General features: G+C 70.5%; 22 protein-coding genes. 3 read left to right on the top strand and 19 right to left on the bottom strand.

Features of this window, described 5'->3' with window-relative positions:
* Window positions 1–161: 161 nt before the first annotated feature.
* Window positions 162–743, top strand: a complete 582-nt coding sequence (locus EV279_RS15420) for a DUF559 domain-containing protein (protein WP_133545549.1) — start codon at window positions 162–164, stop codon at window positions 741–743.
* A 231-nt stretch (window positions 744–974) separates the two neighbouring features.
* Here the strand turns inward: EV279_RS15420 and EV279_RS15415 are convergent, their stop codons facing one another.
* The 15 genes from EV279_RS15415 to EV279_RS15345 form a co-directional block, all read right to left on the bottom strand.
* Window positions 975–2,027 carry a heparan-alpha-glucosaminide N-acetyltransferase domain-containing protein gene (locus EV279_RS15415; RefSeq protein WP_243728645.1) on the bottom strand — a complete coding sequence of 351 codons (1,053 nt, stop codon included), beginning with the start codon at window positions 2,025–2,027 and terminating at the stop codon, window positions 975–977.
* Between the two features lie 56 nt (window positions 2,028–2,083).
* Complete coding sequence (argF, locus tag EV279_RS15410; RefSeq protein WP_133545547.1) at window positions 2,084–3,007, bottom strand: ornithine carbamoyltransferase; 924 nt, start codon at window positions 3,005–3,007, stop codon at window positions 2,084–2,086.
* Window positions 3,004–4,230 carry an acetylornithine transaminase gene (locus EV279_RS15405; RefSeq protein WP_133545545.1) on the bottom strand — a complete coding sequence of 409 codons (1,227 nt, stop codon included), beginning with the start codon at window positions 4,228–4,230 and terminating at the stop codon, window positions 3,004–3,006. The genes argF and EV279_RS15405 overlap by 4 nt, the downstream gene beginning before the upstream one ends.
* The gene (gene argB / locus EV279_RS15400; protein ID WP_133545543.1) at window positions 4,227–5,129 is read right to left on the bottom strand and encodes an acetylglutamate kinase; all 903 of its coding nucleotides are present in this window, start codon (window positions 5,127–5,129) and stop codon (window positions 4,227–4,229) included. Before argB ends, EV279_RS15405 begins: the two co-directional genes overlap by 4 nt.
* Window positions 5,126–6,283 (bottom strand): bifunctional glutamate N-acetyltransferase/amino-acid acetyltransferase ArgJ, encoded by a 1,158-nt coding sequence (gene argJ, locus EV279_RS15395; RefSeq protein WP_133545541.1) that lies wholly within the window; start codon window positions 6,281–6,283, stop codon window positions 5,126–5,128. The genes argB and argJ overlap by 4 nt, the downstream gene beginning before the upstream one ends.
* A 25-nt stretch (window positions 6,284–6,308) precedes the next feature.
* The gene (locus EV279_RS15390) at window positions 6,309–7,430 is read right to left on the bottom strand and encodes an NAGSA dehydrogenase family protein (RefSeq protein ID WP_133545539.1); all 1,122 of its coding nucleotides are present in this window, start codon (window positions 7,428–7,430) and stop codon (window positions 6,309–6,311) included.
* Between the two features lie 336 nt (window positions 7,431–7,766).
* Complete coding sequence (locus EV279_RS15385; RefSeq protein WP_133545537.1) at window positions 7,767–8,744, bottom strand: NAD-dependent epimerase/dehydratase family protein; 978 nt, start codon at window positions 8,742–8,744, stop codon at window positions 7,767–7,769.
* Window positions 8,741–9,490: a dienelactone hydrolase family protein gene (locus EV279_RS15380; RefSeq protein WP_243728644.1), complete on the bottom strand. Its 750-nt coding sequence runs from the start codon at window positions 9,488–9,490 to the stop codon at window positions 8,741–8,743. Before EV279_RS15380 ends, EV279_RS15385 begins: the two co-directional genes overlap by 4 nt.
* A gap of 114 nt (window positions 9,491–9,604) precedes the next feature.
* Window positions 9,605–12,148 (bottom strand): phenylalanine--tRNA ligase subunit beta, encoded by a 2,544-nt coding sequence (gene pheT / locus EV279_RS15375; RefSeq protein WP_133545534.1) that lies wholly within the window; start codon window positions 12,146–12,148, stop codon window positions 9,605–9,607.
* Window positions 12,148–13,188: a phenylalanine--tRNA ligase subunit alpha gene (gene pheS, locus EV279_RS15370; protein ID WP_133545533.1), complete on the bottom strand. Its 1,041-nt coding sequence runs from the start codon at window positions 13,186–13,188 to the stop codon at window positions 12,148–12,150. Before pheS ends, pheT begins: the two co-directional genes overlap by 1 nt.
* Before the next feature lie 43 nt (window positions 13,189–13,231).
* Window positions 13,232–14,167, bottom strand: a complete 936-nt coding sequence (locus EV279_RS15365) for an amino acid ABC transporter permease (protein WP_133545531.1) — start codon at window positions 14,165–14,167, stop codon at window positions 13,232–13,234.
* Window positions 14,164–14,811: an amino acid ABC transporter permease gene (locus tag EV279_RS15360; RefSeq protein WP_133545529.1), complete on the bottom strand. Its 648-nt coding sequence runs from the start codon at window positions 14,809–14,811 to the stop codon at window positions 14,164–14,166. The genes EV279_RS15365 and EV279_RS15360 overlap by 4 nt, the downstream gene beginning before the upstream one ends.
* A gap of 77 nt (window positions 14,812–14,888) precedes the next feature.
* Window positions 14,889–15,803 (bottom strand): glutamate ABC transporter substrate-binding protein, encoded by a 915-nt coding sequence (locus EV279_RS15355; RefSeq protein ID WP_133545527.1) that lies wholly within the window; start codon window positions 15,801–15,803, stop codon window positions 14,889–14,891.
* Between the two features lie 127 nt (window positions 15,804–15,930).
* Window positions 15,931–16,722 carry an amino acid ABC transporter ATP-binding protein gene (locus EV279_RS15350; protein WP_133545525.1) on the bottom strand — a complete coding sequence of 264 codons (792 nt, stop codon included), beginning with the start codon at window positions 16,720–16,722 and terminating at the stop codon, window positions 15,931–15,933.
* 80 nt (window positions 16,723–16,802) lie between these two features.
* On the bottom strand, window positions 16,803–17,609 hold the full coding sequence (locus EV279_RS15345) for an RNA methyltransferase (protein ID WP_133545523.1): 807 nt from the start codon (window positions 17,607–17,609) through the stop codon (window positions 16,803–16,805).
* A 78-nt stretch (window positions 17,610–17,687) separates the two neighbouring features.
* Here EV279_RS15345 and EV279_RS15340 point away from each other — a divergent pair, with 78 nt between their 5' ends.
* Window positions 17,688–18,350 carry a hypothetical protein gene (locus tag EV279_RS15340; RefSeq protein WP_243728643.1) on the top strand — a complete coding sequence of 221 codons (663 nt, stop codon included), beginning with the start codon at window positions 17,688–17,690 and terminating at the stop codon, window positions 18,348–18,350.
* A gap of 87 nt (window positions 18,351–18,437) precedes the next feature.
* Here the strand turns inward: EV279_RS15340 and rplT are convergent, their stop codons facing one another.
* From rplT to infC, 3 genes are all read right to left on the bottom strand, one after another.
* Window positions 18,438–18,821 carry a 50S ribosomal protein L20 gene (gene rplT, locus EV279_RS15335; RefSeq protein WP_133545521.1) on the bottom strand — a complete coding sequence of 128 codons (384 nt, stop codon included), beginning with the start codon at window positions 18,819–18,821 and terminating at the stop codon, window positions 18,438–18,440.
* Between the two features lie 29 nt (window positions 18,822–18,850).
* Entirely contained in the window at window positions 18,851–19,045 is a 195-nt protein-coding gene (gene rpmI / locus EV279_RS15330) for a 50S ribosomal protein L35 (RefSeq protein ID WP_133545519.1), read from the bottom strand.
* 73 nt (window positions 19,046–19,118) lie between these two features.
* Window positions 19,119–19,790, bottom strand: a complete 672-nt coding sequence (infC, locus tag EV279_RS15325) for a translation initiation factor IF-3 (protein ID WP_133545517.1) — start codon at window positions 19,788–19,790, stop codon at window positions 19,119–19,121.
* A gap of 240 nt (window positions 19,791–20,030) precedes the next feature.
* Between infC and EV279_RS15320 the strand changes: the two genes are divergently transcribed.
* Window positions 20,031–20,450 carry a DUF1844 domain-containing protein gene (locus EV279_RS15320; RefSeq protein ID WP_208109579.1) on the top strand — a complete coding sequence of 140 codons (420 nt, stop codon included), beginning with the start codon at window positions 20,031–20,033 and terminating at the stop codon, window positions 20,448–20,450.
* Here the strand turns inward: EV279_RS15320 and EV279_RS15315 are convergent, their stop codons facing one another.
* On the bottom strand, window positions 20,451–21,695 hold the full coding sequence (locus EV279_RS15315) for a hypothetical protein (RefSeq protein WP_133545515.1): 1,245 nt from the start codon (window positions 21,693–21,695) through the stop codon (window positions 20,451–20,453).
* Window positions 21,696–21,699 lie beyond the last annotated feature (4 nt).

Below are 21,699 nucleotides of genomic sequence, written 5' to 3'. Positions count from 1 at the left end.
GACTCCCCCTGCCCCTTCGCGTGTTGCGACGCGCGGGGGACACGAGCAGCCCGCCGGCGGCGCGACCACGAAAACCGGATGTCGCGGTCCTCCGCCCACACCGCGCCGTGCGGTCCGCGGGGGTCCGGGCGCGGCAGCTCGATCCGCGGCTGATCGGAATCGTGGAGCGCAGTGGGCTCCGTGTCACCGATCCGGCGACGACGTGGATCTATCTGGCTCCCGAGCTCACCGTCGACGAGCTGATCGTCGTGGGGGATGCCATCGTCCACGAGCCGCGCATCCGCGGGATGATCCGCGGCGCGACGGGTTCCGGCCTCGCGACGATCGAGGACCTCGCGTGCGCTCTCGCTCTCGGTCGCCGGCAAGGCGCGGCGAAGCTTCGCGCGGCGCTTCCTCACCTGCGGGTCGGTGCGGCGTCGCCGCCCGAGACCCGGCTTCGGCTCGCATGCGTCCGGGCGGGACTCCCGGAGCCCCACCTGGACTACGACGTCTTCGATGCCCGGGGACACCCGATCGGCTTCACCGAACTCGCCTTCGTCGAGTACCGGGTACTCGTCGAGTACGAGGGGGATCATCACCGTCGCGATCGGCGGCAGTGGAATCGCGACATCGAGAAGCACGCCGCCTGCGTCGCGGCGGGCTGGGAGGTCGTCCGCCTCACCGCGGACCACGTGCGACCGAATTGCGGTCCGGCCGTACGGCGAATCCGCGACGCCCTCTGGAGGGCGGGCTGGCGTCCCTGAGCGCCCCCGACCTTCGGCTTCACCCGGCGCGAACCGCCGCTTCGGGGCCCGGCATCCGACGGACTGCGCCAAGTGAATCCGGACCGACCTCGACGCACGCGGAGGGGGGCCGACGACCGAGAAGTTCAGTTGGCGGAAGTCGTCGCTTCGGAGCGGCGCAAGCGACGGGATGCGCCAGGTGAATCAAGGTGGCATCGACATTCGAGCGGCATCGGAGGGTGCGGGGAGAGGTCAGCGCGGCGGGGCTCCGACGGGAGTCCGGGCCGGCACGAGCAGCCGGGCCAGCCTGTCCGTGCCCCCCTCCAGCGGCCCCCGACCGATCAGGAGCGCCCATGCCGTGCATGCGAGCAGGATCCCGACGGACAGCGGGACGAAGGGCTCGAGGTCGCGGAAGGGCTCCAGCCTTCGCGTGCTGCCGAGCGCGATCAGGGCCCAGATCGCCCAGGCGACGATCTGCGCGGTGTAGGCGGTGAGAGGCATCGATCCCATCGCACGGAGGGGAAGGACGATCCACACGACCGCCGTCCGGCACACCAGGAGGCATGCGGCGAGGACCGCGAGGGCGAACCCGCCGGAGCCGATCACCTCCAGGACGCCGCTCGAGTGCGGGCGGGCCGTCCAGACCGCGGCCTGCAGCGACAACGACTCCGCCGCGACCCCGGATCCCGTGGCCGCGTCGAGTCCGTAGCCGATCGCGGCCAGCGCCGCCCCCGCGGCGAGGGCGAACCCCTGGACGCGCAGGCTTCCGATGCCCGCGCGGGCGAGCCCGAGCCCGGCGAGGAGGAAGGCGATCCAGACGGGAAAGGGGTAGTGCCAACCGAGCAGCCGGGAGACGATGTCGCCCTCGCGAGTGGACCAGAAGGTGAGCGCATCGAGCCACGCCTGGACCCACGGCATCACGAGCGCGACGGCGGCCGCGAGGGCGAAGAGCGTGCGCGCGCGAAGCCGCGTGAAGGGCAGGGCCAGGACGAAGAGGATCGCGTACGCCGGAAGGATCACGAAGACCGGGACGAACGTCGCGATGAGGGCGGCGCCGATCGCCCACAGCACGGCGGCGCGGACCAGCAGCCGCCCGTGGGCGATGCGCATGTCCTCGGGGGGCAGCGGGCGACGACCGCCCGTGACGAGACCGATGGAGACGCCGGCGAGCGTCGCGAAGAGGATCGACGACCTGCCGTCCACGATCGCCATCCAGGTCGAGGCGTCGGTCCAGGCCAGCTCGGGGCGCGTCAGCAGGTGGGCCGTCAGCATCCCGAGGATCGCGAGCCCGCGGGCGAGGTCCACGCCTGCGACCCGGGAGGGGCCGTGGAGCCGCTCCCAGCAGGACCGCAGACGGTCGTTCACTCCTGCCGGAGCAGCCAGACGAGGAGCGCCTTCTGAGCGTGGAGGCGATTCTCCGCTTCGTCCCACACCACGCTCTGCGGCCCGTCGATGACCTCTGCGTCCACCTCGTACCCGCGATCGGCGGGGAGGCAGTGGATGAAGATCGCGCCGGGCTTCGCGAGGCTCATGAGCTCCTGCGTGACCTTGTACCCACCGAGGTCGCGCAGGCGCGCCAGCTTCTCCTCCTCTTTGCCCATCGACACCCAGGTGTCCGTCACGATGACGTCGGCTCCGGCCGCCGCCTCGTTGGGGTCGGTGTAGAGGGTCACGGAGCCGCCCGTCTCGGCGGCGCGGCGATCCGCGTCGGCCACGACGTCATCGCGCGGCGCGTAGTCCTCGGGGGAGGCGACGCGGACGTGCATGCCGGCCGTCACGCAGGCCAGCACGTAGGAGTGCGCCATGTTCGAGCGGCCGTCGCCGAAGAAGGCCAGCGTGAGCCCCTGGAGCTCGCCCTTGTGCTCCTTGATCGTGAGCAGGTCCGCCAGCAGCTGGCATGGGTGGAAGTCGTCGCTCAAAGCGTTGATGACGGGGACCCTCGTCCCGGCAGCCATCTCCTCGAGCCCGGCCTGGGCGTACGTGCGCCACACGATCGCCGCGACCTGGCGCTCCAGCACCCGGGCGGTGTCGCTGGGCGTCTCCTTGCCTCCGAGCTGACTGTTCGCCGTCGAGATGATGAGCGGCGATCCGCCGAGGTCGGCGATGCCGACGGCGAACGAGACCCGCGTGCGCGTCGAGGACTTGTCGAAGATGACCGCGACCGTCTGGGGCCCCGCGAGCGGCGTGAGCTTCCAGCGGTCCTTCTTCAGGGCGAGCGCGAGGTCGAGGATCTCGCCCTGCTCGGCCTGGGAGAGGTCGTCGTCGCGCAGCAGGTGACGGGTCACGCGCGCACCTCGGCGTCCGCGTCGTCGAGCACCAGGGCGTCGGCGACCGTCGCCAGCGCCGCCGCGAACAGATCGGCGAACTCGTCGATCTCGACATCGCCGATGTTCAGAGCCGGCGCAAGGCGGATGGTGTCGTCGTTGGCGGCGTTGATGATGAGCCCGTGCTCCTGGGCGGCGGCCACGACAGCCTTGGCGACAGGATGCGTCAGCCCGATGCCGACGAGGAGGCCGCGGCCGCGGCATCCATCCACGAGCGGCGAGGCGATCCTCTCGACGACGTCCCGCAGCTGGCGGCCGCGCTCCGCGGCGTTGGCGACCAGGTCGGCCCGTTCGATCTCGCCCAGCACGGCTCCCGCCACGGCGGTGCCGAGGGCGTTGCCGCCGAACGTCGAGCCGTGCGTGCCGGGGTAGAACAGGTCGCTCGCTGCTTCGAAGGTGATGAGCGCTCCGATGGGGAAGCCGCCGCCGATGCCCTTCGCCACGGTGATCGCGTCCGGCGTGATGCCCTCGTGCTGGAACGCGAACCACTCCCCCGTGCGTCCTGCGCCGGTCTGGATCTCGTCGACGATGAGCAGCGCGCCGTGACGCCGCGTCAGCTCGCGCGCCACACGGAGGTAGCCCTCGGGCAGCTCCACCACGCCCGCCTCGCCCTTGATCGGCTCGACGAAGAGTGCCGCGACGCGATCGTCGATCGCCGCCTCGAGGGCCTCGACGGTGGAGTCGAGGAACTCGACGCCCCCGACCATGGGCTGGAAGGGCTCCTGCATCCAGGGCTTGCCGGTCAGGGCGAGCGTGCCCATCGTGCGGCCGTGGAAGGCGTCTTTGAGCGAGAGGATGCGGGGACGGTCGGCGCCTCCGTGAAGCCGCGCGAGCTTGAACGCGGCCTCGTTGGCCTCGGCGCCGGAGTTGCCGAAGTACACGCGGCCCGACGGACCGGTGCCGGCGAGGCGCTTGAGGCGCGCCGCGAGGTCGAGCTGAGGCTGTGTCGCGAAGTAGTTCGAGACGTGCGCGAGCGTCGCCGCCTGAGCCGCGATGGCCTCGACGAAGACCGGGTGCGCATGACCGAGCGAGTTGACCGCGATCCCTGCGAGGAAGTCGAGGTAGCGTCGCCCGTCACCATCCCACAGGTACGCGCCCTCCCCGCGCGTGAAGAGCGCCATGCGGTCGCCGAAGCTGCGCACGAGGTCGCGCCCCGCGTCATCCTGCCACGTCGTCGTCGTCATCCGACCACCACCTCCGTTCCGATTCCCTTGTTCGTGAAGATCTCGACGAGCACCGAGTGCGGTACGCGTCCGTCGATGATCGCCGCCGTGTCGACGCCGCCCTCGACCGCGTCCAGGCACGCCTGCATCTTGGGGATCATGCCGGACTCGAGGCCGGGCAGCATCTCGCGCAGCTCGCTGGAGGTCAGGTGCGCCACGAGCGAGTCGCGATTCGGCCAGTCGGCGTACAGCCCCGGGACGTCGGTCAGCACGACCAGCTTCGCGGCGCCGAGCGCGGTCGCGAGAGCGGCGGCCGCGGCATCCGCGTTGACGTTCAGCGAGTGCCCGGGATTGTCGAGGTCCGGGGCGATGCTCGAGACGACGGGGATGCGCCCCGCCGCCAGCTGGTCGAGCACAGGCTGCGGGTCGACCTCGACGACGTTCCCGACGCGGCCCAGATCGTGCTCGACGCCGTCGACCGTCACGCCTCGGCGGCGCCCGCCGAACAGGCCGGCATCCTCCCCCGAGAGTCCCGCCGCGATGGGCCCGTGCGCGTTGATCTTGGCGACCAGCTGCGGGTTGATCTGGCCTGTGAGCACCATGCGCACGACCGAGATCGCCTCGGTCGACGTCACGCGGTAGCCGCCCTTGAACTCGCTCGGGATTGCGAGGCGGTCGAGCATCGACGAGATCTGCGGGCCACCGCCGTGCACCACGACCGGTTTGATCCCGACGTAGCGGAGGTACGCGATGTCGGCGGCGAAGGCGTCCTGCAGCTCCTCCGACACCATGGCGTTGCCGCCGTACTTTATGACGACGATCTGGTCGCTGAAGCGGCGCAGCCACGGCAGCGACTCGATGAGGGTGGCCGCTCGCGCGCTGGCTTCCTCGGGGTCGGTCTCCTGGAGGTGGTCGGTCATGTCGCGTAGGCGCTGTTCTCGTGGACGTAGTCGTGCGTCAGGTCGTTCGTGAGGATCGTCGCGGCGGCGTCGCCGACCTTGAGGTCGATCACGAGGCTCGTCGCCCGCGGCGTGAGGTCGACGGCCTCGCGCGGCTGGTCCGGCCCGCCCTCCGAGCACACGCGGACGCCGTTCATCCAGACGTCGACGTCGTACGGATCGAAGTCCGCCGCCGTCGTGCCGATCGCTGCGAGAACGCGGCCCCAGTTCGGGTCGTTGCCGAAGATCGCCGCTTTGAAGAGGTTGTTTCGCGCCACCGAGCGACCCACCTCGACGGCATCCTCCTCGGATGCGGCATGGACGACCTCGATCGTGATGTCGTGGCTCGCGCCCTCGGCGTCGCTCTGGAGCTGCCGCGCGAGGTCGCCGCACGCGTCGGCCAGCGCGGCCCGGAACGCGTCCGGGTCCGGAGTGATGCCCGATGCACCGCTCACGAGGAGTGAGACCTGGTCGTTGGTGGACATGCAGCCGTCGGAATCGAGGCGGTCGAAGCTCACGCGGGTCGCGGCGCGCAGGTGCGCGTCGGCCTCCTCAGCGGACAGCACGGCGTCGGTCGTGAGCACGACCAGCATCGTGGCGAGGCCGGGTGCCAGCATCCCCGCGCCCTTGGCCATTCCGCCGATCGTCCAGCCGTCGCCCGCGTGGACGGTGCGCTTGGGACGCGAGTCGGTCGTCATGATGGCTTCGGATGCCGCGTCGCCGCCGTCGGCGCGGAGGCTCGCGATCGCCTGCTCGGTGCCGTCGATCACCTTCGCGCGGAAGGCCTCGTCGCCCGTGCCGATGAGCCCCGTCGAGCAGATCAGGATGTCGCCGGCGCTCACGCCGAGGAGCTCGGCGGCCTTCTCGGCGGTCTGATGCGTTGTCTGGAACCCGAACGATCCCGTGAAGCAGTTCGCGCCGCCGGAATTGAGGACGATCGCCTCGACGACGCCGTCGCGGACGACCTGCTCCGACCACAGGATCGGGTTCGCCTTCGCGCGGTTGCTCGTGAAGACCGCCGCGCCGACCTTGAGCGGTCCGCGGTTGACGACCACCGCCACGTCGGGCCTCCCGGTGGACTTCAGTCCCACCACGACCCCGGCGGCTTCGAATCCCTGCGGCGCGGTGACGGTCATGCTGCTGCTCCTGGATTCCCGGGGCTCACGGTGCGACTCCGTTCACGGTGAGACCCCGGTCCTCGGGAAGGCCGAGGGCGAGGTTCATGGACTGGACGGCGGCGCCCGCCGTGCCCTTCCCGAGGTTGTCGACGGCGGCGACGACCGTCACGCGGTTCGCGTCGCGGTCGATCGCGAGGCCCAGGAGCGCGGTGTTGGCGCCGATCACGTCGGCCGTCCGGGGGAACTGTCCCGCCGGCAGCAGCTGGACGAACCTCTCGTCGCCGTACGCCGTCTCCCACGCGCCGCGGATGTCGTCGTCGGTCGCGCCGGGTGCGATCGGAGCCGTGGACGTCGCCAGGATGCCGCGCGCCATGGGCACGAGGACGGGCGTGAAGGAGATGCGGATCGCCGAGGCATCCGTCCCCTTGTCGGAGGAAGGCGCGGATGTCGGAGCATGCGCGGCGGATCCTCCGACCTTCGCCGAATCGTCCGACCGGGCGGCGGCGAGCGCCTGGCGGATCTCGGGGATGTGGCGGTGGGAGCCGCCGACGGCGTAGGGGTTGGCGGTGCCGAGGATCTCGCTCGCGAGCAGGTTGGTCTTGAGGCTCTTGCCCGCGCCCGAGGGGCCGACGGCGAGGACCGACACGATGTCGGACGCATCGATGACCCCCGCGGCGACGCCGGGGGCGAGGCTCAGGCTCACGGTGGACGCGTTGCAGCCGGGTGCAGCGATGCGGGTCGCGCCGACGAGCTTCTCGCGCTGCTTCCCGCCTGCCACCGGGAGTTCGGGAACCCCGTAGGCCCAGGGCTCGTGGAAGGCGCCGCCATAGAACCTGTCCCAGTCCGCCGACGCTGTTAGCCGGTGGTCGGCGCCTGCGTCGATGACCAGGGCGGCGTCGGTCAGGGCATCCGTGTACTGGCCCGACTGCCCGTGAGGCAGCGCGAGGAAGACGATGTCGTGCCCCGCCAGCACCTCCGGCGTGGTCTCGTCGAGCGTCAGGTGGGCGAGCGAGCGGAGATGGGGCTGGTGCTGGACGAGAGGCTGCCCCGCGTTCGAGTGGGCCGTCACCGTGCGGATCTCGACGTCGGGATGCGCGGCGAGGATCCGGAGGATCTCGCCGCCCGCATAGCCGGATGCGCCGGAGACGGCGACCGAATATGTCATGGATTCCACCTTAAGGCGTGGGCGCGGGGACGAAGTTCAGCCGACTCCCGTATGACGGGATCGGGGAAGGCGGCGACGCCCGGCAGGGTTCCCGAAGGGACCGCGCGACGCATCGCTCCTCCCTTGGATCGCGGGGAGATCCTCGCGAGGACTCGCTACGCTCGTCGTCGGCTTGCGCCGAGCCCCCTGAGTCGGCGTCCGCCCTGACGTCGGCGCGCGGAAACGACGCTCGCAGTGAGCGTCCGGGGACCCGGGGCGGCCGAAGGCATGCCGCGACGATACCGGTGGCGCCGAACGTTGCCAAATCGGCTGCCCGCGACGCGCGCACCCCTCCGGTCACCCGAGGTCCGCGAGGACGGCCAGCTCGTCGGTCCGGGGCAGTCCGGATCGGCGCTCCCGGTCGAGCCCTCGTTCCCTCTCGTCGGCGAGGGTGTCGCGGAGCGTCCGGTCGAGGGGGCGGAGGGATCCGCCGAGGTTCCGGTAGACGCTGTTCGTGCGCGTCGCGAAGCCGTTCATATCGGCCGGGAGCCATAGCGGCAGAGCCCGCGGGCCCATCCAGTACGCGACGTCGTGCTCCTGCAGCAGCGCGTCGTCGGCGGAACGCACCTCACCCGTGTGCCCGGCGACGGTGCGGGCGTGCTCGAGGAGATCGCCGAGCGGCATGGGATCGCCGATGGCGTTGGCGATGCCCGCCCAGCCGGTTCGGCCGACGGACACGAGGAACGCCGCGAGATCGCGCACGTCGATGACCTGGACGCTGCGCCCCCCGGTCTGCGGGACGAGGACCGGCTCGTCGCCCGCCATCGCGAAGCGGGCGACCCAGTACCCGAAGCGGTCGGAGGGGTCTCCGGGACCCACGATCAGGCCGGGCCGGACGATCGCCGCGCGAGGCTCCAGAGCTGCGCGGACGGATGCCTCGGCCGCGACCTTCGCGCGTCCGTAGTCGTACTCGTCACCGGGGCGGGCCGGCTCGAGCAGCGCCGCGGACTCGTCGGCGCCCTCGACGTCGACGGCTGCATAGACCGACAGGGTGGAGACGTACGTCCAGTGCGCCGCGCGGTCGGCGAGCGCCGAGACGGCGGCCTCGACATGGCGGGCGTCGGAGGAGATGTCGACCACCTCGTCCCAGTCGCGATCCATGACGCCGTCGTAGGCATCCGGGGCAGCCCGGTCGGCCTCGACGAGCGCGGCTCCGTCGGGGGCCGGCCGCGTGCCGCGCGCCAGGCAGGTCACCTCGGCGCCCGCGGCGATCCAGTCCCGCGCGAGCCATCCGCTCAGCCAGCCGGTGCCGCCCAGGACGAGGACGGACGTCACTCCCCGACGACCTTCTCGTCGAGGAACGCGAGCACGCGGGCCCACGCCTCCATCGCGTGGGCGGCGCTGTAGCGGCTGCCGGTGTCGTTGAAGAAGGCGTGCTGCGCGCCGGGATACACCACCGCTTCGAACTCCACCCCGGCATCGGCCATCGCCTGGCGGACGCCGGGGAGTGCGTCGACGAGCGCCTGGTCCTGCTCGCCGTACAGCGCGAGCACCGGGGCCTGGATCTGCGCGATCCGCTCCGCCGACGGTGCCGTGCCGTAGAACGGGACGACGGCCCGAAGCCGGGCATCCGACGCGGCGAGCGCGAAGGCATACGTGCCCCCGAAGCAGAAGCCCGTGACCGCGACGCGGCCGCCGACGTCAGGCTGGTCCTCCAGCCAGTCCACGACGCTGCGCAGCGCCGGTACGGCCCACTCCGCATAACCCGGAGCCCTCATCTCGGAGAGGGCGTCCCGCAGGCGGGGCTGCGCAGCGGTGCGCACCTCCTCGTCGGGGCTGTTCAGAAGGCCGAAGAGCTCCTCGCCGAGCTGCGGCTCGACCCCGGCTCTGCTCAGGATGTCGGGCGCCGCGACGAGCCATCCCTCGTCGGCGAAGCGGTCGGCGACATCGCGGATGTGGTCGACGAGCCCCCAGATCTCATGGATGACGACGAGGCCTCCGACGGGTCGGCCCGCGGGCCGTGCGACGTACACGTCGAACCCGGTGGCGTCGGGTGCGGTCAGCTGGATGGTCTCGGCCACGCGTCTCCTCCGTCGGGGGCTTTCCAACCTACGCCCGCGACGAGGTCTCCCGGCGGGTCCGATGCATCCGGTCTCGTCGCTTCGCTCCTCGCTCGACCACCGGATCGCCCGTCGTCACTCGCGGAGGGATGCCCCGAAGCGCGAGGACGCCGCGGCCACGCCGGCGAGCTTCGCCTCGGTCGCCTCGGCCGCCGTCAGGGTTCGGTCGGGCGCGCGGAAGCGCAACGCGAACGTCAGGCTCTTCGAACCCTCGGGAAGACCCTGGCCGCGATAGTCGTCGACGAGTCGTGCCGATTCGAGCAGCTCCCCCGCGCCCTCGACGAGCGCGGCACGTGCCGCGGCCGCGGGCACCTCCGCGGGCAGCACGAGCGAGACGTCCTGCGTCGCGGCGGGGAACGTCGACAGCGACGCCGCGACGACCTTCTCGCCCGCGAGCGACAGGATCAGGTCCAGGTCGATCTCGGCGACGTAGACGCGACCCGGGAGGTCGGATGCCTCGGCGACGGCGGGCAGCACCTCTCCGACGTAGCCGACCTCGGTCGTGCCGACCGAGAGCACTCCCGTGCGTCCCGGGTGCAGCGCCGCTCGCTCGCCCTGCGCCACGTCGATCGAGACCCCGGCGGCCGCGCCGATGATCCGCACGGCGTCCAGCGCGTCGGCGAGCTCGGCCGCGACAGGCGGCTGTCCCGGCTGCTTGGCGACGACGCTCCCCGTCAGGAGCACGGCCACGTGGCGGTGCTGCGGCGGGATGGAGGCATCGAGCTCGGCCAGGGTCGCGGCATCCGGTCGCACCGCGAGAGGCGGAACGAACGACGTGCCGTAGCGAACGCCCGCCTCCGGGAGGAAGACGGTGCCCGTCTCGAAGAGCGAGAGATCGGAGAGACCGCGCGACTGGTTGCGGTGGGCGACCTGCAGGAGGCCCGGAACGAGCGACCGCCGCAGGAACGGCGACTGCCCGTCGAGCGGGTTCGCCAGCCGCACCGACGGGAGGTGCCCCCCCGACGGCGAGCCGTGCAGGTCGTTGAGCTCCTCGGTCGTGAATCCGAACGACGGCGTCTCGACGAACCCCGCCGCGGCGAGCGCGTTGGCGACGCGGCGACGGCCCTGCTGCGCCGAGGTCAGGCCGCGCCCCGAGGGCGGGAGGGGCAGCACCGACGGGATGCGGTCGTAGCCCTCGATCCGGGCGACCTCCTCGGCGAGCGTCCACTTGTCGGTGAGGTCGGGGCGCCATGACGGGGGCGTCACGCGCCACCCCTCGCCCGGCGCGGAGGAGGACGGATCCACGTGGCATCCGATCGTCTCGAGCGCGTCGACGATCTCCTCCCGGCTGTACTGGACCCCGATGATGCCCTGCACGAAGCCGACGGGAAGCTCGATCGCGCGCGTCTCGAGCGTGCGCGAGAGCGCGCCTCCGCTGCGCGTGTCGGTGCCGCCGGCGTACTGGACCATGAGCTCGGCGACCCTGGCCGCCGCGACGAAGGGGATCGCGGGGTCGACGCCGCGCTCGAAGCGACGGGATGCCTCGCTCGGGAGCTTGTGCCGACGGGCCGTGCGTGCGATCGACACGGGGTCGAACGTCGCCGCCTCGATCAGCACGTTGCGGGTGGTGTCGCTCATCTCCGTCGTGCCGCCGCCCATGACGCCCGCGAGGCCGATGGGACCCGAGGCATCCGTGATGAGGAGGTCTTCGGCAGACAGCGCGCGGACCTTGCCGTCGAGCGTCGCGAGCTGCTCGCCCGCAGTCGCGCGGCGGACCGTGATGCCGCCCTGCAGCTTGTCGAGGTCGTAGCCGTGGATCGGCTGCCCGAGCTCGAGCATCACGTAGTTGGTGATGTCGATCAGTATCCCGAGGGAGCGGATGCCGGCGAGCGTCAGCCGCGCGACCATCCACGCGGGCGTCGGCTTGGTGGGGTCGACGTCCCGGACGATGCGCGCGACGAACTCCGTCGCTCCGGCTCGGCCGCGGATGGGGGCGGCGTCGTCGACGGCCACCTCGAACGCCTTCTCGTCGACCAGGCCGACTTCGTCCCGTTCGCGGAGTCCGGGGTCGCGGAAGGCGGCACCGGTCGCATGCGAGTACTCGCGCGCGACGCCGCGCACCGACAGCGCGTAGCCGCGGTCGGGCGTGACGTTGATGTCGACGGCGACGTCGTCGAGGCCGAGCAGCGCGACGGCGTCGGTGCCGACGGGTGCGTCGATGCCGAGCTCGACGAGGCGGAGGATGCCGGAGTGCTCGTCGCCGAGCCCCAGCTCCTTCGCCGACGCGATCATGCCGTCCGAGACGTGCCCGTAGGTCTTGCGCGCCGCGATCGGGAACGGGCCGGGCAGCACCGAGCCGGGCATGGTCACCACGACCTTGTCGCCGGCGAAGAAGTTGCGGGCGCCGCACACGATGCCGTGGACGGCCGGACCGCCGTCAGCGGCGAGCTCGTCGTCCGCGGCGACGCGCACCTGGCACCATCGGATCGTCTTGCCGTTCGACTGCGGCTCCTCGACGAACTCGACGACCTCGCCCACGACGATCGGCCCCCGGAGGTCGAAGCGGTGGACGTCCTCCTCCTCGAAGCCGACGCGCACGAGCGCGGCGAGGACGTCGTCGGCCGAGGCATCCGTCGGCACGTCGACGTACTCCCGCAGCCACGAAAGCGGAACCCGCATCAGACCACCATCCCGAACTGCTCGCTGAAGCGGACGTCGCCCTCGGCCATGTCGCGCATGTCCTGCACGTCGGAGCGGAACATGAGCGTGCGCTCGATGCCCATGCCGAAGGCGAAGCCCGAGTACTCCTCGGGGTCGATCCCGGCGGCGCGCAGCACGTTCGGGTTGATCATCCCGCAGCCGCCCCACTCGATCCAGCGGGCACCGCCCTTGAACGTCGGGTGCCACAGGTCCAGCTCGGCCGACGGCTCGGTGAAGGGGAAGTAGTTGGCACGGAAGCGCGTCTTCGCCTCGGGTCCGAACAGCACGCGCGCCGCGTGGTCGAGCGTGCCCTTCAGGTGCGCCATCGTGATGCCGCGGTCGACGACGATGCCCTCGAACTGCGTGAACACCGGCAGGTGGGTCGCATCGAACTCGTCCGTGCGGTACACCCGCCCCGGGCACAGCACGTACAGCGGCAGGTCGCGCTCGAGCATCGAGCGGACCTGGACGGGGCTGGTGTGGGTGCGCATGACGAGATGACGCTCGACGGGGTCGACGAAGAAGGTGTCCTGCATCTGACGGGCCGGGTGGTCCTCATCGAAGTTGAGGGCGTCGAAGTTGAACCACTCGTGCTCGAGCTCGGGTCCCTCCGCGATCTCCCAGCCCATCCCGACGAAGAGGTCGGCGACCTCCTCCTGGAGCAGGGAGATGGGATGCCGCGCCCCGACGCGTGCCCGCTGCGCGAGCGCCGTGATGTCGACGCGCTCGGCTTCGAGCCGGGCGGCGGTCTCGGCCTCGGCGACCGCGGCCTCCCGCGCGGCGAGGGCCTGGTTCACGCGCCCGCGCGCCTGGCCGATGAGCTTTCCGAACTCGGCCTTCTTCTCCGGCGCGACCTCGCGCAGCCGCGCGTTGAGCTTCGCCAGCGTCGAGCCCTCGGCGCTGTGCGCGCTGCGCGCGGCCTTCAGGTCAGCCGTCGTGGCGGCGCCGGCGATCGCCGCGAGGGCCGCCGCGACCGCGTCATCCACCGCCTCGGGGGTGATCTCCAGAACGTCAGACACGAGGGTCGAGTCTACCGGCGGGCGGATGCCGCTCCCGTCCGCGCTACGAGCCGCCGGCGTCGCGCTCGATGACGTCGAGCTCCTGCTGGGCCGCGAGAAGCGCCGTGTCGGTCGTCGGCGCATTGCCGACGCCGGGACCGAGGCCCGCCCCCGCGACGGCGACCGTCCGCGGCGAGCGCCGCAGTCGCTTCTCGACGACGTAAGCGGCGTAGGAGAGGATCAGGCAGAGCACGACGTAGATCGCGCCGGCGACGAGAGCGGCCGGGATGAGGGGCGACCCGAGCACGGCGTTGGAGCCGAGGGTGCGGGCGAAGTACAGCAGCTCCGGGTACGTGATGATGAACCCGAGCGCCGTGTCCTTCAAGCACACCACGAGCTGGGAGATGATGACCGGCAGCATGGCGCGGATCGCCTGGGGCAGGAGGATCAGCCTCAGCACGCCCGACTTGCGCAGCCCGATCGCGAAGCCCGCCTCGCGCTGACCCCGCGGGAGCGATTCGACCCCCGCCCGGATGACCTCGGCGAGAACGGAGCCGTTGTAGGCGATGAGCGCGATGACGACCGCCCAGTAGGACGGCATCTTGATCCCGATGACGGGCAGGCCGTAGTAGAGCAGGATCATGAAGACGAGCACCGGGATGGCGCGGAAGACCTCGGTGATCGCCGTGATCGGCAGCCGGATCCAGGCGTGGTCGGAGAGACGGCCGATGGCGAGCACGAAGCCGAGGATGAGCGCTCCGACGGCGGCGACCGCGAAGGCCGCGAGCGTGCGCAGGGTCGCGAGCCCGAACTGCTCCCAGATGCGCGTGAAGGTGAAGGCGTACCACTTCTCGGCGCTGAACTGACCGGTCACCCAGAAGCGGTAGATGACGAAGCCCAGGATGCCGAGCACGACGAGGATCGTGACGATACCGAGGATCCGGTTGCGGACGACGGCCTTCGGTCCGGGCACGTCGTAGAGGACGGAGCTCGTGCTCATCGCGCGATCCTCCACTTCCGCTCGAGGATGCGCTGGACCCACGCCAGGAGGAACACCATGATGACGAAGACCACCATGACGAGCAGGATCGTCACGAGCTGGTTCTCCCCCTTCTCGCTCATGTCGGCGCGGATGTTGCCGAGATTCACCACGGCGAAGCCCGCGGCGACGGTCGTGTTCTTGAGGAGGGCGATGAAGACGCTCATCATCGGCGGGATGACCGACCGCGCGGCCTGCGGCAGGACGATGAGACTCATCACCTGACCGAAGGTGAGCCCGAGCGCGCGCGCGGCCTCGGCCTGCCCGACGGGGACGGTGTTGACGCCGGAGCGGATCGTCTCGGCGACGTAGGTCGCCGTGTAGATGCCGAGCGCCCACACCGCGAGCACGAGGAAGTTCGCGCGTCCCGGCAGAAGGAGCGGGACGCAGAAGGCGAAGAAGAACATCACGAGCGTGAGGGGGGTGTTGCGGATCCAGTTCACGTACACCGCGCCGACCGAGCGCGCGATGGGAACCGGTGAGACGCGCATCGCCCCGACGATGACGCCGAGCACGAGCGCGATGAGCCCTCCGCCGACGAAGAGCACGAGTGTGCCCCACAGCGCCTCGAGCCAGACGTCGGGGTAGTCGATGATCTGGTTCACCGCGGCATCCTCCTCCTTTCGTGGTCCTCAGCCGGGACGGTGGCGCCCGCCGTGAGCGGGCGCCACCGGGTCGGCCGTCAGCTGACGGGATCGGTCTGGGGCTGCTCGCCCGTGACGCCGGCCGGGCCAAGGTTCTTGTCGAAGACGGCCTGCCAGATGTCGCCGCCGTCGGTGAACATGGTGTTGATGAACTCCTGCAGCGCGGTGTCGCCCTTGGCAAGGCCCACGCCGTAGCGCTCCTCGCTGAAGACGTCGCCGACGACCTTGAGGTTGTCGGGGTCCTGTGCCGCGTAGCCGATGAGGATCGCCTCGTCGGTGGTGACGGCATCCACCTGCCCGCTCTTGAGCTGCTCCACGCACTGCGAGTACGTGTCGAACTCCGTGGTCGTGGCGTCGGGATAGTCGTCCTTGATCTTCTGGATCGAGGTCGAGCCCGTCGCCGAGCAGACGTTCTTGCCGGCCAGGTCGTCGGGACCGCTGATGTCCTCATTGTCGGCGGCGACCAGGAGGCCCTGCCCGGTGATGAAGTAGGGGCCCGCGAAGGAGATCTGGTCCTTGCGCTTGTCGGTGATCGAGTAGGTGCCGACGTAGTAGTCGATGTCGCCGTTGAGGATCGCCTGCTCGCGGTTCGCCGAAGGGATCGCCGTGTACTCGATCTGATCCTCGTCGTAGCCGAGGGATGCCGCGATCCACCGCGCGACGTCGACGTCGAAGCCGGTGCGGTCGCCCGTCGTGGGGTCGAGGTAGCCGAGGCCCGGCTGGTCCTCCTTGACACCGACCTTGACGGTGCCGCGCTCCTGGATCGCGTCGTAGGTGGGGCTTCCCTCGAGGTCGACGCTGTCGGCGACGGTGAACCACGTGCCGCTCTCCTCGGCCTCTCCCGAGGACTCCGTCGTCGGCGAGCCGCCCGGCGTGCCGCTGTTGCAGGCCGTGAGTGGGAGCGCGGCTGCGGCTGCAAGGCCGAGGGCCGTGATGATCCGTGACTTTCGCATGTGTCCTTCTCCTGTGTGATCGCGCATGTTTCGTGTCGGTTCCGTGTCCGACGTTCGGGGGCGTCCGGATGCCTCGCTGTGTTGCGTGTGGCGGGTCCTTTCTCGGTGCGGGGGGTGTTCCGACGCGTCAGTGCGTCAGGAGCTTCGAGAGGAAGTCCTTCGCCCGCGCGCTCTGCGGGTTCGTGAAGAACTGCTCGGGTACCGCTTCCTCGACGATCTGGCCGTCCGACATGAACACGACGCGGTCGGCGGCTTTGCGCGCGAAGCCCATCTCGTGGGTCACGACGATCATCGTCATCCCCTCCTGCGCGAGGCTGACCATGACGTCGAGCACCTCGTTGATCATCTCGGGGTCCAGCGCGCTCGTCGGCTCGTCGAAGAGCATGACCTTCGGGTTCATGGCCAGGGCGCGGGCGATCGCGACGCGCTGCTGCTGGCCGCCCGACAGCTGCGCCGGAAGCTTGTTCGCCTGCTGGCCCACCCCGACACGGTCGAGAAGGACCTTCGCCTCGCGCTCGGCATCCGCCTTCTTCATCTTGCGTACCTTGATCGGCCCGAGCGTCACGTTGTCGAGGATGGTCAGGTGTGCGAAGAGGTTGAACGACTGGAAGACCATCCCCACGTCCGCCCGCAGCTCGGCGAGGGAGCGGCCCTCTTTCGGCAGCTCCTTGCCGTCGATCGTGATCGTGCCGCTGGTGATGGTCTCGAGACGGTTGATGGTGCGGCAGAGGGTCGACTTGCCCGAGCCGGACGGGCCGATCACCACGACCACCTCGCCGCGGTTGACCGTGAGGTCGATGTCTTTCAGCGCCTGGAAGTCTCCGTAGTGCTTCTGCACGTCCGTGATGACCACGAGCGGGTCACCTCGACGCACAGAGATGCTGGACGTCTTCGGGGCACCGTCGTCGAGTGTCGCCATAACGGCACCATAGGAGTCCCTCGTGACGCTGTGCCAGAGGCTGTCCCGAGCTTTACCGACCTGTAACAGAGACGGCGCCGCTACGGCGTCCGCACGGCGCGCTGCGCGAACGCGCTCTCGTAGAGGCAGACGCTCGCGGCGGTGGCGAGGTTGAGCGATTCGGCGGAGCCGTAGATGGGCAGTCGCAGCGACAGATCCGCGTGACTCAGGGATGCCTCGTCGAGCCCGCGCGCCTCGTTCCCGAACAGCCACGCGGTCGGCTCGGCGAGCAGCTCGCGGTGCGCGAGGAAGTCCTCGCCCTCGACGTCGGCCGCGATGATGCGCAGGCCGGCGGCGTGGGCGAGCTCGGCGGTCGCAGCCAGCTCGACGCCGACGGCGACCGGGAGGTGGAAGAGCGATCCCGTCGTCGCGCGGACGACCTTGGGATTGTAGGGATCGACGGTGCGGCCCGTGAGCACGACGGCGTCGGCCCCGGCGGCATCCGCGGCACGGATGATGGTCCCGAGGTTGCCGGGGTCGCGCACCTCCTCGCAGATCGCGACGAGTGTCGGCTGCGCCGCGAAGACCTCGCGCATCGACGTCGGTGACTGGCGCGCGACGGCGACGATCCCCTGAGGGGTCACGGTGTCGGCCATGGCGTCGAGGACGGCTTCGGTCGTGTACTCCACGTCGATGCCGGCGTCCCGCGCGGCATCGCGGATGCCGCCGTGCTTGTCCATCGCGGTGGGCGTCGCGAACACCTCGACGAGCGTGTCGGGCCGGTACGCGAGCACTTCGCGCGCGGCTTGCGGCCCCTCCAGGAGGAACAGGCCGGTCTCCTGACGGGCGCTCCGCTTCACGAGCTTCGCGACGGCGCGCACTCGCGGCGAACGCGGGTTCTCGAGCACACGATCAGCATAGGGGCGCAGCGCTCCGCGGCCGGAACGGCGAGCGCGAGCGCCGGGCGACCACTAGCATGCGGAGGCGTGAGCACCGACGGGGCCGACGAGGCCGCAGCGACCCAATCCGCCCCCGCGCCCGGAGGCGTGCACCAGCGCGGTCGCCGCGATTGGCTCGAGATCGTCGCGGTCGTCCTGCTCTCCGCGATCGCGGTCATCACGGCCTGGTGCGGCTTCCAGTCCTCCAAGTGGGGCGGCGAGATGTCGATCTCGTTCAGCCAGGCCTCCGCGGCGCGGGTGAAGGCGAGCGACGCCGCGAGCGCCGGCCGCGATCAGCGGCAGATCGATCTCACCGTCTTCGCCACGTGGCTCACGGCCGTCGACTCCGGCGACACCGAACTCGCGGCGTTCGTCGAGCAGCGATTCCCCCCGACGCTGGCCGCCGCCTTCGAGGCGTGGGACAGGAAGACCCTCACCCCCTTCGCACTCCCGGAGTACGTCATCCCGAAGGATCAGGAGGCGGCCGAGCTGAGTGCGCAGGCCGACGCCGCGTACGATCGCGCTCTCGCGGACAATCAGCGTGGCGACAACTACACGCTCCTGACGGTACTGTTCGCCCTGGTCCTCTTCCTGGCCGCGATCGCGAGCCGCGACGGGCCGCGCTGGGCACGCTGGACCCTGCTGGGCCTGGCGATGGCGCTGGCCGTCACTGGGCTCGTGCTCATGCTGACCTTCCCCGTCGACCTCTGACCTCGCCGCACGGCCGCAGCCGGCCGGGGCACGACGAAGGGGCGCCCTCCGTGCGGAGGGCGCCCCTTCGGACGACGGATGCCGAGGTCAGGCCGACTTGGGCGCGTTGACGTTCTCGGGCAGCGCGTTCTTGGCGGTCTCGACGAGCGACGCGAACGTGGCCGGCTCGTTCACCGCCAGTTCGGCGAGCATGCGGCGGTCGACCTGCACGCCGGCGAGGCCGAGGCCCTGGATGAGGCGGTTGTAGGTCAGGCCGTTCTGACGGCTCGCGGCGTTGATGCGCTGGATCCACAGGCGACGGAAGTCGCCCTTGCGCTTGCGGCGGTCGCGGTACGCGTAGACGAGCGAGTGGGTGACCTGCTCCTTCGCCTTGCGGTACAGGCGCGAACGCTGGCCACGGTAGCCCGAGGCACGCTCGAGGATGACGCGGCGCTTCTTGTGGGCGTTGACAGCCCGCTTGACTCTAGCCATTTCTTCTACTTCCTAACGTGCGTCGGCGCTCAGATGCCGAGGAGCTTCTTGGCGACCTTGGCGTCACCCGGGGAGAGGATCTTGTCGGCGGACAGGCGGCGCGTGCGCTTGGTGGGCTTGCCCTCGAAGTTGTGGCGGAGGTTCGCCTGCTGCTTCTTGAGCTTGCCGGTGCCGGTCACCTTGAAACGCTTCTTGGCACCCGAGTGGGTCTTCTGCTTCGGCATCTTTCTTCCTTCGTTGTGTTTCCCGACCAGGCGGGAGCTGATGTCCCGCTCGGAGCGGGAGTCGTTGGGGGCCCTACTCGGCGGTCTCCACCTGCGGTTGGACCGAGGACGCGGGCTCATCCGAGGGTGCGCCGGTGCGAGCGGTGCGAGCCGCCTCCTTGTTGGCGGCGCGCTGAGCGTTCTGCTCGGTCTTCACCTCGGACTTGTTCTTGTGCGGTGCGATCACCATCGTCATGTTGCGGCCGTCGATCGTGGGATTCGACTCCACCGTCCCGAACTTGGCCACGTCCTCCGCGAACTTCCGGAGGAGGCGCACACCCTGCTCCGGGCGCGACTGCTCGCGACCGCGGAAGAGGATCATCGCCTTGACCTTGTCCCCGGACTGGAGGAAGCCTTCGGCGCGCTTGAGTTTGGTCTGGTAGTCGTGCGCCTCGATCTTCAGACGGAAACGGACCTCCTTGAGGACCGTGTTCGCCTGGTTGCGCCGGGCCTCCTTGGCCTTCTGAGCGGCCTCGTACTTGAACTTCCCGTAGTCCATGATCTTGACGACGGGAGGCTTCGAGTTCGGTGCGACCTCGACCAGGTCGAGATCGGCCTCCTGAGCCAGACGCTGCGCAACCTCGATGCGGACGACGCCGACCTGCTCGCCGTTCGGACCGACGAGTCGGACCTCGGGCACGCGGATGCGCTCATTGGTGCGGGGATCGCTGATGCGGAACTCCTCATTCGTGCGGGTGGTGGCCACCGCGAGCGCGGGTGCGTCGCGGGCGGAAGAGACTCACGCCACTCGCACGACGCTCGAGCGCCGGCTTGTTTCTCACCCTTCCCGCCATGCATCGCATCGCGGGCTACCCCGACCGCAAGCGGACGGGGCGGAGTGCGTGGACCCGGTAGCCTGGAGCGGCAAGCGCGGGTGGGATGTGATCCTCTTTCGTTCCGGAGCAGAGCGCTCCGGAGCCCGCCATAGTCTAGCAGAGAGAGTGGCGTGGAGACGATTCAGGGCGACCAGGACGGTTCGGGCTCGGGAAGCGAGGGCACGGATGCCGAGCGCCTCGCCCGCTGGGAGGACCAGGAGCGGGCCGCGGCATCCGCCACCCGCGACATCGCCGACGTCCCGGCCGTGGAGGTCATCACGACGACCGCCGTGCACCTCATGAGCGCCGCAGCCGTCAAGGTCGGCCTCGCCGACGATCCCGACCACCAGAAGGATCTCGACGAGGCGCGCAAGCTCATCAACGCCCTCGCCGGGCTCATCACGGCGGGCGCCCCCGAGATCAGCGATATGCACGCGCGGTCGCTGCGCGACGGCCTTCGCTCGCTCCAGCTCGCGTTCCGCGAGGCATCCGTCGTCCCCGACCCGATCGGCAAGGGCCCGGGCGAGAAGTGGACCGGGCCGGTCACGTGACTACGTCGTGATGCCCGTGCGGATGTTGTCCCTGATGTAGCGGAAGTAGGCTCCCGTCTCCGAGGCCGGCGCGGGCGGCGAACCCGCCGGCGGCGCCTGGCGTCCGGAGCCCGCGAACCAGTCGTCGACGATGCTGGCCTGCTGCTCCAGGTTGAAGTCCGCCCATGCCCGGTCCGGCGGCCCGTACTGGTAGACGCCCATGTCGCCCGAGATCGTCGTCGACTGATTGACGAGGGCCTCGCACATCATGCCCGGCAGGAACGTGCTGTGCTCGATCTGCCACACGTGCGTGAGTTCGTGGACGAAGAGCTGACCGGGCGCCTGCCGGTTGGCGTTGTCGGGGTCGCCGAACCCTGCATAGCGTACGGGATCGGCGAATCCCTCACCCAGGTTCACGAGGATCGCGTCCCCGAGCGACGGCATCGTGAAAGGGCGCCCGCCCAGTCCGAGCATGTTCGTCAGCCGGACGCGCTCCCTGGGCAACTGCCCTCGGAACACGCGATCGGCGAAGGCGAACTCCTCGTCGGTGAGTCCCCGGTCCTCGACCATCGCCTCGGCCACCGCGCCCGCGGCGATCCCCGCCACGACCGCCGGCACGATGGCGGCCGGTCCTCCGACGAGGAGGATGCCCGCAGCCAGCGTGAGGCCGACGAGGCCTCCGATCCCGAGCTCCTCGTCGACGCCCGCGAGGTCCGCCACCGCGATGCCGAGGGCGATGGCGACGCCGGCCGGTCCTCCGATGACGGCGCCGCCGGCGATGAGCGCCGCGAAGCCGAGCACGTCGCCCACATCGCCGAAGATGTCGGTGTCGTGGGTGAACGACGTGGAGATCGGTGCCGTCTTGAGGTCGGCCCAGTGCAGGGTCAGCAGGTTGTTCCGGCCCTCCTGGTTCCAGGCGCTCTCCCGGTCACCGATCTCGTTCGTCCCGTGCACGCGCCCCTGGGCGGCGACGATCGCCTCCGCGGCGCCCCCGCCGATGACGGACCGCACGGCGTAGTCGAACGACGGGAATCCCGTTGCTCGGGCGTGGCCGCGGTGTACGAACCGTCCGTCACGATGGAGCGTGACGTGGTGGTGGCCTCCGAGAGCGACGCCGTCGGCGGTGACGAGGGGCTCGTCGAACTCGATCGGAACCGCGTAGCGCGCCAGCACCTCTCGAAGTCCCACCGGGCGCACCAGGCCGGCTGCGACCCGGGCTCGATCCACACTGCCGACACTCGGACCCAGGTCCGCTCGCAGACTCATCGCC

It is taken from the genome of Microbacterium sp. BK668 (assembly GCF_004362195.1).
GTDB lineage: Bacteria > Actinomycetota > Actinomycetes > Actinomycetales > Microbacteriaceae > Microbacterium.
The sequence above is the reverse complement of the archived record's forward strand: the minus strand, read 5'-3'. Positions and strand labels throughout refer to the sequence as shown.

What these genes read in the sequence shown, in the direction of transcription:
- EV279_RS15315 (WP_133545515.1), bottom strand. Translation starts at nt 21,695, where the DNA reads ATGAGTCTGCGAGCGGACCTGGGTCCGAGTGTCGGCAGTGTGGATCGA.
- EV279_RS15350 (WP_133545525.1), bottom strand. Translation starts at nt 16,722, where the DNA reads ATGGCGACACTCGACGACGGTGCCCCGAAGACGTCCAGCATCTCTGTG.
- rplT (WP_133545521.1), bottom strand. Translation starts at nt 18,821, where the DNA reads ATGGCTAGAGTCAAGCGGGCTGTCAACGCCCACAAGAAGCGCCGCGTC.
- EV279_RS15355 (WP_133545527.1), bottom strand. Translation starts at nt 15,803, where the DNA reads ATGCGAAAGTCACGGATCATCACGGCCCTCGGCCTTGCAGCCGCAGCC.
- argB (WP_133545543.1), bottom strand. Translation starts at nt 5,129, where the DNA reads ATGACCGACCACCTCCAGGAGACCGACCCCGAGGAAGCCAGCGCGCGA.
- rpmI (WP_133545519.1), bottom strand. Translation starts at nt 19,045, where the DNA reads ATGCCGAAGCAGAAGACCCACTCGGGTGCCAAGAAGCGTTTCAAGGTG.
- EV279_RS15390 (WP_133545539.1), bottom strand. Translation starts at nt 7,430, where the DNA reads ATGACATATTCGGTCGCCGTCTCCGGCGCATCCGGCTATGCGGGCGGC.
- pheT (WP_133545534.1), bottom strand. Translation starts at nt 12,148, where the DNA reads ATGCGGGTTCCGCTTTCGTGGCTGCGGGAGTACGTCGACGTGCCGACG.
- EV279_RS15365 (WP_133545531.1), bottom strand. Translation starts at nt 14,167, where the DNA reads ATGAGCACGAGCTCCGTCCTCTACGACGTGCCCGGACCGAAGGCCGTC.
- EV279_RS15405 (WP_133545545.1), bottom strand. Translation starts at nt 4,230, where the DNA reads ATGACGACGACGACGTGGCAGGATGACGCGGGGCGCGACCTCGTGCGC.
- argJ (WP_133545541.1), bottom strand. Translation starts at nt 6,283, where the DNA reads ATGACCGTCACCGCGCCGCAGGGATTCGAAGCCGCCGGGGTCGTGGTG.